The 10,315-nt window shown below is 37.5% G+C and carries 12 protein-coding genes and 1 rRNA gene; 7 read left to right on the forward strand and 6 right to left on the reverse strand.

All coding sequences use genetic code 11. From position 1 onward, the window contains the following. Nucleotides 1-216: 216 nt before the first annotated feature. Nucleotides 217-612 (reverse strand): GxxExxY protein, encoded by a 396-nt coding sequence (locus tag PN497_RS12900; RefSeq protein ID WP_096571144.1) that lies wholly within the window; start codon nt 610-612, stop codon nt 217-219. 692 nt (nt 613-1,304) lie between these two features. Between PN497_RS12900 and PN497_RS12905 the strand changes: the two genes are divergently transcribed. Both PN497_RS12905 and PN497_RS12910 read left to right on the forward strand, forming a co-directional pair. Then, a complete protein-coding gene (locus tag PN497_RS12905; protein WP_096571146.1) occupies nt 1,305-1,604 on the forward strand; it encodes a hypothetical protein in 300 nt (99 codons plus the stop codon). Then, nucleotides 1,601-1,993, forward strand: a complete 393-nt coding sequence (locus PN497_RS12910; protein ID WP_096571148.1) for a toxin-antitoxin system TumE family protein — start codon at nt 1,601-1,603, stop codon at nt 1,991-1,993. The genes PN497_RS12905 and PN497_RS12910 overlap by 4 nt, the downstream gene beginning before the upstream one ends. A gap of 93 nt (nt 1,994-2,086) precedes the next feature. On the opposite strand, the gene PN497_RS12915 is transcribed toward PN497_RS12910, so the two are convergent. From PN497_RS12915 to PN497_RS12925, 3 genes are read right to left on the reverse strand one after another with little or no spacing between them, the layout of a single operon-like run. Beyond that, the gene (locus PN497_RS12915; RefSeq protein ID WP_096571150.1) at nt 2,087-2,953 is read right to left on the reverse strand and encodes an SDR family oxidoreductase; all 867 of its coding nucleotides are present in this window, start codon (nt 2,951-2,953) and stop codon (nt 2,087-2,089) included. Continuing rightward, nucleotides 2,950-3,075 carry a hypothetical protein gene (locus PN497_RS12920; protein WP_272110337.1) on the reverse strand — a complete coding sequence of 42 codons (126 nt, stop codon included), beginning with the start codon at nt 3,073-3,075 and terminating at the stop codon, nt 2,950-2,952. The genes PN497_RS12915 and PN497_RS12920 overlap by 4 nt, the downstream gene beginning before the upstream one ends. After that, the gene (locus PN497_RS12925; RefSeq protein WP_096571152.1) at nt 3,072-3,815 is read right to left on the reverse strand and encodes a tetratricopeptide repeat protein; all 744 of its coding nucleotides are present in this window, start codon (nt 3,813-3,815) and stop codon (nt 3,072-3,074) included. The genes PN497_RS12920 and PN497_RS12925 overlap by 4 nt, the downstream gene beginning before the upstream one ends. A gap of 486 nt (nt 3,816-4,301) precedes the next feature. Between PN497_RS12925 and PN497_RS12930 the strand changes: the two genes are divergently transcribed. Both PN497_RS12930 and PN497_RS12935 read left to right on the forward strand, forming a co-directional pair. After that, entirely contained in the window at nt 4,302-5,264 is a 963-nt protein-coding gene (locus tag PN497_RS12930) for a protochlorophyllide reductase (RefSeq protein WP_096571153.1), read from the forward strand. A 196-nt stretch (nt 5,265-5,460) separates the two neighbouring features. Next, a complete protein-coding gene (locus tag PN497_RS12935) occupies nt 5,461-6,810 on the forward strand; it encodes a pentapeptide repeat-containing protein (RefSeq protein ID WP_096571155.1) in 1,350 nt (449 codons plus the stop codon). A gap of 138 nt (nt 6,811-6,948) precedes the next feature. Here PN497_RS12935 and PN497_RS12940 read toward each other — a convergent pair whose 3' ends face one another. Then, complete coding sequence (locus PN497_RS12940; RefSeq protein WP_096571157.1) at nt 6,949-7,344, reverse strand: carboxymuconolactone decarboxylase family protein; 396 nt, start codon at nt 7,342-7,344, stop codon at nt 6,949-6,951. 125 nt (nt 7,345-7,469) lie between these two features. Here PN497_RS12940 and PN497_RS12945 point away from each other — a divergent pair, with 125 nt between their 5' ends. Beyond that, on the forward strand, nt 7,470-8,417 hold the full coding sequence (locus tag PN497_RS12945; protein WP_096571159.1) for a zinc-binding dehydrogenase: 948 nt from the start codon (nt 7,470-7,472) through the stop codon (nt 8,415-8,417). 87 nt (nt 8,418-8,504) lie between these two features. Here PN497_RS12945 and nadC read toward each other — a convergent pair whose 3' ends face one another. Further along, on the reverse strand, nt 8,505-9,371 hold the full coding sequence (nadC, locus tag PN497_RS12950) for a carboxylating nicotinate-nucleotide diphosphorylase (RefSeq protein WP_096571161.1): 867 nt from the start codon (nt 9,369-9,371) through the stop codon (nt 8,505-8,507). Nucleotides 9,372-9,498: 127 nt separating this feature from the next. Between nadC and PN497_RS12955 the strand changes: the two genes are divergently transcribed. Continuing rightward, on the forward strand, nt 9,499-9,891 hold the full coding sequence (locus PN497_RS12955) for an SDR family NAD(P)-dependent oxidoreductase (RefSeq protein ID WP_334310644.1): 393 nt from the start codon (nt 9,499-9,501) through the stop codon (nt 9,889-9,891). A 305-nt stretch (nt 9,892-10,196) separates the two neighbouring features. Continuing rightward, nucleotides 10,197-10,315: ribosomal RNA gene (locus PN497_RS12960) — 16S ribosomal RNA — on the forward strand; the annotation flags it as partial.

A 10,315-nucleotide genomic window follows, 5' to 3' on the forward strand; every position in this document is an offset into this window, starting at 1 on the left:
AAATAAAACAACAACATCCTGAAAATCCTGTAATCCTGGATATCCTGATTCTGACAAAAAAATCATCAAATCCCCACTTCAAATAAACAACAACATCCTGAAAATCCTGTAATCCTGGATATCCTGATTCAGACAAAAAAATCCTCAAATCCCCACCTCAAATAAACAACCACATCCTGAAAATCCTAAAATCCTGGTTATCCTGATTCTGACAAATTAAACATGATATCTAGGATTAAAAACCTTCCTATATTCCAACTTCACCCCACCAAAATTAATCAACAATCCCACAGGAAAATTATAAGCTACCAAATAATTTTTCGCTTGCGCTAAATGGACATCTTCTAAATTAATTATCGCTTTCAACTCCACCACAACCTGATTTTCAACTATAAAATCCGCTCTGCGTGTTCCTACTTCAATTCCTTCATAATAAATTACTTGTTCTACCTCTCTTCCAAAACCTAAACCTGATTTTTGCAATTCAATTTCCATACATCTTTGATAAATCACTTCCTGAAAACCATTCCCCAAAGTTCGGTGTATTTTCATTGCACACCCATTTATTATATATGTGATTTCATCTAATTTTTTATTATTGGGCGTGTTCATGGATGTACAGGATTGTTATTTGTAGGTTATTGGTGGGATGTTGAAATTTTCATTGTCTGAATCAGGATGTCCAGGATTTTAGGATATACAGGATTGTTATTTATAGATTATTCATGGGATGCTGAAATTTTCATTGTCTGAATCAGGATGTCCAGGATTTTAGGATGTACAGGATTGTTATTTGTAGGTTATTGATGGGATGTTGAAATTTTCATTTTCTGAATCAGGATATCCAGGATTTGAGGATTTACAGGATTGTTATTGATAAATTGTTTGTGAATATTTGAATATTATAAAATACAGTTACACCAACAGTCAACAAATAATTTAACGGATAATTTATTATCTAACATTCTAAAATCTGTACTTATCATAGACAATAAAACAACAACATCCTGAAAATCCTGTAATCCTGGATATCCTGATTCTGACAAAAAAATCCTCAAATCCCAATTTCAAATAAACAACAACATCCTGAAAATTCTGTAATCCTGGACATCCTGATTCTGACAAAAAAATCCTCAAATCCCCACTTCAAATCAACAACAACATCCTGTAAATCCTCAAAATCCCCACCTCAAATAAACAATAACATCCTGTAAATCCTCAAATCCTGGATATCCTGATTCTGACAAAAAATATAAAACGTGCTAAAATATTCACAACTAATCAACTTCATCCAATCTAAAATTATGAACACATTAGAAAAATTAGAATTACTCACAGAAAATTGTAACGACAATACAGAACTAGATAGAATTATTGGACAACTTCTAAACGTAATTTTAACCCGTCATCGCCAAAAATTAGATATCTATAACTCAGACATACAAAAATTTGAACAAAAATATCAACTAAATTGTGAACAATTTGAGGAACAATTTAACTCAGGTCGTTTAGGTGATGAAATGGATTTTTTTGAATGGTTTGGTTTATGTGAACTCCGCAAAGACATTTTAAAAAAAATCCATAAGTTAGAACAAGCTTTATGAAAAATATGAAAAATGCCGATGATTATTTAGCCTGGATAAAATCTATAATTACACTGTGTCCAGAAGTTGTAAATTTTACGATTCTTAGAGAAGAAGCACAAACTGATAAAGGTTTATGGCGTTATCGTGTGATATTAAAAAATGGTAGTTTTTTAGAAATGTTTGAGTTTTTTAAAATAGAATCTGGACAAGTAGAAATAATTAAATATAGTTTTCATTGGCAAACTGAAAATAGAGAACTAATAAAACGTTGGGATAACGCACCCCATCATCCTGAAATTGCAACCTATCCTCATCATGTACATGATGGTGCTGAAGATGTTGTTTCTCCATATTTACCTGTTGATATTGAAGAGATTTTTAAACAAGTGAGATCGCTCATTTTGTAGATTATTGGTGGGATGTTGAAATTGACAAACTCACTAGCATCCTTAAATCCTGGACATCCTGATTCAGACAAAAAAATCCTCAAAATCCCCTATTTACAACCTCTCTAATTCTTCCCTCACAGATAATGGTTGATATCCCAAACTAAACGCTTTTTCACTATCTAAAGAAACATCCTTTGGCCTTGGTGCTGCCATTTTTACATCATCTTGCAAACATGATTTTAATTTATCGCTGGGAAGTTGTATTACTTCAACTAAAATTTTACCAAAATCATAACGGGAAATTCTTTCTTTACCACCTAAATGAATTATCCCGTTAACTTTTTCTAATGCTAATAATAAACCTTTTGTGGCTGTGTTTGCACTTACTGGGGTGCGAAATTCATCTCTAAATAAACTCAGTTCTTTCCCGTCTTTCAATGTTTGTATAAAACCCTGAATAAAACTTTTCGCTGTGGGTGTTTCCTTGCCAAACATTAACGGCATTCTACAAATTGCTGCTGGGGGATATACTTGTAATATTCCTGCTTCTGCTTGCGCTTTTTGTTCACCATAAATATTCACAGGTGACACTGCATCTGTTTCTTTATAGGGAGGTTGTAAACCATCAAAAACTAAGTCGGTAGATGTAAAAGCTAAAGGTAAATTATGATCTGCACAAAGTCCGGCAATGTTACAAGATGCGGTAACATTAATAGTATAAGATGACTGGGGATGCAGTTGACAATAATTTGGTTGAGATTGTGCCGCAGTATGAATTACTGCATCTGGTTTTATCTGATGGAATATTTCTTTTAATTTCTGAAAGTCTGTTAAATCAACTTGCAATATTTTTACATCTGGTATTTCTAAAAAATGGGTAGCATAAGTACCATAAATTTCCCATTTCTCTGTCTTTGCTGCTTGGCAAAGATGCCACCCTAAAAAACCACTTGCACCTGTAATTAGGAGTTTTTTCATTCTCTATTCCACTCCTGACTCCTGACTCCTGTACAGGTGAAGCATTCGGATGATAAATTCTCGATTTTTTCCCAATATTTTTGTCCGAATGCTTCGCCCCTACTTACTCCTAACTTCTTCATTTTAATAATTCCTGAAATTCCTTTTTATCCCTGATTTTATCAAAATCTGTGTCAGTTTGGGCTAATTTTTGGTATTTTTCAGGTTGCATTTGCATAGCTTTTACTAGGTACTCAATTGCTAGGTCTGGTTTATTTTGTAAGGCATAATTACAAGCTTTATTGTAATATGCTTGATGGGAATTTGGGTTGATCCTGATAGCTTCATTGTAAGATGCCAAGCCTTCTTTGTACCTGCGTAATTTTGTTAGTGCAATTCCTCTGTTGATCCAAGCTTCAAATTTATCTGGTTCAATAACTATAGCTTCATCGTAGGATTTTACTGCTTCCTCGTAACGCCGTAAAGCTGATAACGCATTTCCTCGATTATACCAAGCTTCATTTTTATTCGGACGAATGGCGATCGCTTTATCATAGGATTCTAAAGCTTCTTCATACCGATGTAAAGCTATCAGGGCATTACCTCGATTTACCCATGTTTCTACGCTGTCTTTTTTAATTTCAATCGCTTGATTATAGAATGTCAGAGCTTCTTTATAGCGACTGGTATCTAAAAAATTATTGCCTTGAATGAATAATTTTTCCGCTTTTTGACTATCTTGTACTTCTGCTATGAGTTGAGCAACATTGTTTTCTTGTACAACTTGCTTGGTATATTCTGTTGATGATATTGCCAAATCACCACAACCAACAGTCAAAAAACTCATGAATCCACAGGCAATAAAGTATCGCCTTAAAATCATACTGCACCTACGCAACTCATAATTTAATGTTATGCCTTTTGAATGTTTAAAAGTTGTATCCAAGTCCACTAAACTGCTATTAATTATCTTGTATTTGAATGAAAAAGAAATCAAGAATTTGATAAGTTTTGATTAACTCACATAAACTATACCATGTCTAGATATAGTTGATCAATTATTTTATACAATCTATTGGCAATTTATCTATAACTTTGACTGTATATTCAACTCGATCATGTTGGCAAAACTACCAAATATGCGGATTTATTGAATAATTACAAATAAATCTGCCAAATATGCAATCACCCACGATTTGTCGATATATAAATTAAATTGAATTAATCTCATGCAACTTAGCAAAAATTGTTATCCTTTTTTTTGTCAGCATTTCCCTGTTTTAATCCGTTAGCTACAAGGCTGATCATGGATGAACATGGTGTGAGATCATAATAACAACTGAACTACAATCATCAGATTCTCAAGACGATGGAACAACAGCATAAATCAACGGTTATAATCACAGGTGCTTCCTCTGGTGTGGGTTTGTATGCAGCTAAGGCTTTAGCTAAGAGAGGTTGGCACGTTATTATGGCTTGTCGCAACCTGGAAAAAACCGAAGCAGCAGCCCAAACAGTGGGGATTCCCAAAGACAGCTACACCATTATACACATAGATTTAGGCTCTTTAGATAGTGTAAGAAAATTTGTTCAGGATTTTAGAGCTACGGGCAGATCATTAGATGCTTTGGTGTGCAACGCTGCCATCTATATGCCTTTGATTAAAGAGCCTTTATTTAGCCCTGATGGGTATGAGTTAAGTGTGGCTACTAACCATCTTGGCCATTTCCTGCTGTGTAACTTGATGTTGGAGGATCTAAAGAAAGCTTCCACTTCTGAACCCAGACTGGTGATTTTAGGAACAGTTACACACAACCCCAACGAGTTAGGCGGTAAAATTCCCCCACGTCCCGATCTAGGAGATTTAAAAGGTTTTGAGGCTGGTTTTAAAGCTCCCCATACTATGATTGACGGTAAGAAATTTGAACCGGTTAAAGCTTACAAAGATAGTAAAGTTTGTAACGTTTTGACCATGAGAGAATTACACAGACGCCATCATGAGTCAACAGGTATTACTTTTAGTTCCCTATATCCCGGTTGCGTGGCTACAACCGCCCTATTCCGCAACCATTATCCCCTATTCCAGAAACTCTTCCCCGTCTTCCAAAAATATATTACTGGGGGGTTTGTTTCCGAAGAATTAGCTGGTGAAAGAGTAGCCGATGTAGTAGCAGATCCAGCTTACAATCAATCTGGCATTTATTGGAGTTGGGGAAATAGACAGAAAAAAGATGGTAAGTCCTTTGTGCAGAAAGTTTCCAATGAAGCCAGCGATGATGCTAAAGCTGAAAAAATGTGGGACTTCAGCGCCAAGTTGGTAGGACTAGCTTAACAAATTCTTGTTTCCGTTTCCATAAAAAATAAATTTTCAAAGCAAAAGTCAGGAGTTAAAAGTTAGCGAAAGTGATACTTACTCCTGACTTGTTGATAAAGTAGGTTATAAGGGAGAGGTGACAGGTGACAGTAATTAATTTACCAATCTAAAATCTAAAATCTAAAATCTAAAATCTAAAATCTAAAATCTAAAAATGACTCTTGAATCTAATTCTTATCATCCACCACAGTCAGAACCTATTCCAGAACACAATTTAGAACGCGATGATTTTGATATTGCTAGTGAAAATGAACTCACGGCAGAAGGTTTAGCTGCACAACAAGCTTTAGCAGCTATTTCTTCTTTACAATCTCCCCAAAATACCAATGCCCTCAAAAGGGCAATATCTGGTTTTAGAGAACGTTATCACAGTCAGGTTGTTGTTAAACCTAGAGCTTTGATTTTTACTTTATTAGCGATCGCCCTAACTTTTATTGGTATTGCTATTAATAACTCATTCCTGGGTATTTTGGGAACTTTCGCAACTTTGGTTTTATCCATAGCTATGTTATTTCCTTGGTTGCAAGATGTCATCAAAGAATGGTTTTCTCCAGAAGATAGAACATTATTATTAGCCTTTATTGGTTTATTGGTAGGTATTATTGGCTTCTTGAAATTTAGCGGCTTAGGTTATCATCTCTTACGTTGGGGCAAAAAAATTAACTGGGAAGCTTCAGGAACTTTAGCCGAATGGTTTGGTGCTTTAGGACAAATTCTTATAGCTATTATTGCCGTTTATGTAGCTTGGCGACAATATGTAATTTCTAAAGATTTAACTATTCAACAAAACCTGCTTACAGTTCAACAAAATATTATTACTCAACAACAAACGATAGATTCTTATTTTCAAGGAATTTCTGATTTAGTATTAGATGAAGAAGGATTATTAGAAGACTGGCCACAAGAAAGAGCTATAGCAGAAGGACGCACAGCCGCAATTTTTAGTAGTGTAGATGGCAATGGAAAAGCCAAAATTCTTCGCTTTCTTTCCCGTTCCAAACTGTTAACACCATTAAAACGCGATCGCCGTTTAGGTAGAGCCATTCTCGATGGTAGCGGTGGCTACGCCGAAGACAGAATAGAAGGTGTACGGGTAATAGATTTAGGGGTAATGTTAGCCGGTGCAGACCTTTCTTACACTGATTTACGGTGGACTGATTTGAGTGAAGCAAATCTAGTGCGTGCTAACCTCAGCGGTTGTGATTTAGTCAAAGCCAACCTTGCCCGCACGATTTTATATGAAGCTAATTTGAGTAATGCCGATTTAAACAGTGTCCGGTTATTTTATGGTTCATTAGAAAAAGCCTCACCCCGCAGTCGCACCCACCCACCCGACTATGAAACCGGAGAATACACCGGTGCAGTAGTAGAAAATGCCGATTTTAGCAACGTACAAAGAATGTCAGAACCCGTGCGTCGTTATTGCTGTGCTTGGTGCGGTGAAAAAAGCAGAAAAACCATTCCCGGTGGTTGTGAAGGTATTTCCAACAAGTTGGGAAAATAATTGATAATTGACAATTGATAATTGTTTCGTTCAAGGTTTAAAATATCCCCTTTAAAGGGGAAAAAAGAAAAAAATTCCGCTTTTTCAATCTTCGCGCTCCAAGGGATAGGTAATTATTAATTGTCCATGATTGAAGTTTTACTGCTGTTTAAAGATTTCATCCACAGGAATTTTATAACCATTTGCAAACCTATTAGTCATATTTGCAGCACCAACAATAGCCATCAATTCCCCAAACATTGTATCAGTCATACCCTTATTTTTTGCGGCTGCGGTGTGTGAGGCAATGCAATATTCACAGTTATTAGTCACACTCACAGCAATGTAAATTAATTCTCTCATCAGTGGATCAATTTCCCCAGAACCCGCCATAATTTCCTTGAGACTTTCCCAAGTACGGCGTAAAGTTGGAGGATGATTAGCTAAAGCTTTCCAGAAATTGTTGATATATTCAGTTTGTCTGGTAGCGCGGATATCGTCGTAAACTGCGCGTACTTCTGGGTTAGCGTCTTCGTATTCGATTAAGTTAGTCATCATAATTTTTGTGATCAGTTTTGTCAATATTCAGACAATAAAGATAATAAATTGATTCTGATAAAGTAATTGTAATATAAACCAAAGAAAAACAAGTTTTTAACCCAAACCAGGATATCAAAAACATGAACAACAAAATTCGCGCTGTCGTTGTTGATCCTAACGTACCAGGACGTTTAGCATTAAAGGAAGTTGCAGCACCCACACCCGCAACCAACGAAGCCATAATTAAAGTTGCCTCAATTTCACTCAATCGCGGCGAACTCAGACGCGCTTCTACTGCTCAAGCAGGTTGGCGGCCTGGTTGGGATCTCGCCGGTACTGTAGAAACACCCGCCGCAGACGGTTCAGGACTACCACAAGGAGCGCGTGTAGTGGGTTTTCTCCCGTCTGGTGCTTGGGGTGAAATAGTTGCAGTACCTACCCACTCTCTCGCAGAACTACCCCGCTTTGTATCATTCGCTCAAGCTGCCACATTACCCATAGCAGGTTTAACAGCCTATCATATCATGAAAAAAGGCGGTTTTCTCCTCAATCAACCTGTGTTAATTACGGGGGCTTCTGGTGGTGTCGGTAACTTTGCTATTCAATTAGCACGGTTAAGCGGTGCAAAGGTTACAGCCCATCTACGTACTTCTAAGTATGAACCTATCGTCAAAGAAGCAGGAGCGCATCACATTGTCATTGGTGAAGATATATCCCCTGCTCAACAATATGGACCATATCATTTAATAATAGATTCTGTAGGCGGTGATGTTCTCGGTAAAGCGTTAGGTTTCTTAGGTACAAATGGTCAAGCAGTAGTATTTGGAACTACTGCCGGAAGAGAAGTAACTTTTAATGCTGGCAATCTTTATGCCCTTGGTGGTGCGAGTATTTACGGTTTAATAGTCTTCCATGAACTCCAACAAGAATCCGCATCTGTGGGGTTAAAATGGTTAGTGGAATTAGTAGAATCAGGACAATTACGCCCTCATATTGACATAGAAGCCCCTTGGACAGAAATTGCTGATGTAGCTCAAAAACTGGTAGATAGACGTTTTCCAGGCAAAGCTGTTTTACACATTTCCTAACTAATAAAAATACTTAACTCGTTAACTCGTTCCCAGTCTCTGACTGGGAATGCCATCACAGAGGCTTTGCCTCTGCTGCTACATTGCTTAAATCATTTTCATACTTAAATCCAACCACCTTGATTGAGTAATTGGCGCACTACTAGAAATATAATCAACACCAGTTTGTGCTACTGCGCGAATAGTTTCTAAACTTACATTTCCCGATGCTTCAATTTTCACTCGGCTATCCTGTTCACGAATTAACTGCACAGCCTCAGTCATCATTGTTAAAGGCATATTATCCAACATAATAATATCGGCTTGATACTTTAATGCTTCTTGCACCTGTTCTAAACTTTCTGTTTCCACTTCAATAGTGAGAGGATAAGGCATTTGGGAACGAATACGGGTAATAGCTTCTCTAATACCCCCAACTGCCGCAATATGATTATCCTTAATCATCACTGCATCATCTAACCCCATGCGGTGATTAATCGCACCCCCAACAGCAGATGCGTACTTTTCCAAGATTCTCAAACCTGGTGTAGTTTTGCGCGTATCCACAAACATTGCAGGTAAATCTGCTATTTTCTCCACATATATATTAGTTAACGTTGCAATTCCACTTAACCGCATCGCCAAATTTAGCGCCACCCGTTCGCCCATCAACAACGCATCTAATGAACCCTGAATTTCCGCTACCACGTCTCCTGCTTCACACTTTGCACCCTCAGAGTTTACAGCTACAAACCTGACTTGATGATTTAATAACTGAAACACCCTAGCTGCTATCGGTAAACCTGCGATTATTCCTGGTGCTTTTGCTACCCACTTCCCTTGTCTGATAGTTGAATTTTGGGATAAAAGAGATTGAGTAGTGCGATCGCCCCTACCAATATCCTCCATTAACCAACTTTGCAACAATTGATCCAGTACCAAAAACGGTGGTAGTACAGCCACAGAACTCTTCATCTGAATTCTCACCTTTGGAATTTAGTCAAGTATATATGTAATCAACCCTATCAACAATTGTTTCATGTCCTGCGATCGCCCACAGAAATTCCCGACTCAGAAATAAACAAACTCAGCAATATCTTTCATCCTGTCAAACCTACTCATGATTCCCCATCTACTGACCAAACAATCAGCAGCCATAATCAAGATTACATCTAGACTAGCTTTAGTACCAAAGCAAAGTGCGCCCATCTACTGTAGTAGTAAAGCAGGTTTGCATATTGCCTCAAAAGCCCTACGCTGGCAGCTAGAACGTACTCCCATCAAAGTTTTTGAGATTATTGCCCGTTTAGTAGACACACCCATGACCCAAGGACGGGGTAAAGGCAAGATACAGCTAGATACTTTAGTAGAGGAATTTTGGCGTAACTTCAGCCGTGATCATTACGAAATGCTGATTGGTAAATCTAAACTGCTTTATCTACTGCAACAGTTTTTGCCCCAAGTCGCTGAAAAAATCATGCGCCCAGGGTTATAAATCCATCTGGATTCATTCCGAGCCAATAATTTTATTAACTCAAACCCTTACACCACAAGGATTTGAACTGATTAGAAAAAAAATTCAAAAAAACTTGGAAAAAGTAGTTGACATTCCAAGATAGGTTCGCTATATTGAATAAGTGCCTGAGAGAGAGCCGCGAGAGAGCGGGACTCGGAGGGACACCGAACCTTGAAAATATTATAGTTTGAAAGACAGTATACAGCAAGTCCTGCGTCAAGTAAAGAAAATGATACCGGACTGAGGTAGTAAAAGAACAGTCAAAAGAGCTAAACAAACTTAACAAAACGGAGAGTTTGATCCTGGCTCAGGATGAACGCTGGCGGTATGCTTAACACATGCAAGTCGAACGGACTCTTAGGAGTTAGTGGCGGACGGGTGAGTAACGCGTGAGAATTTGGCT

Origin of the sequence: Sphaerospermopsis kisseleviana CS-549, from assembly GCF_028329225.1 — a bacterium.
Classification (GTDB): Bacteria; Cyanobacteriota; Cyanobacteriia; order Cyanobacteriales; family Nostocaceae; genus Sphaerospermopsis; species Sphaerospermopsis kisseleviana.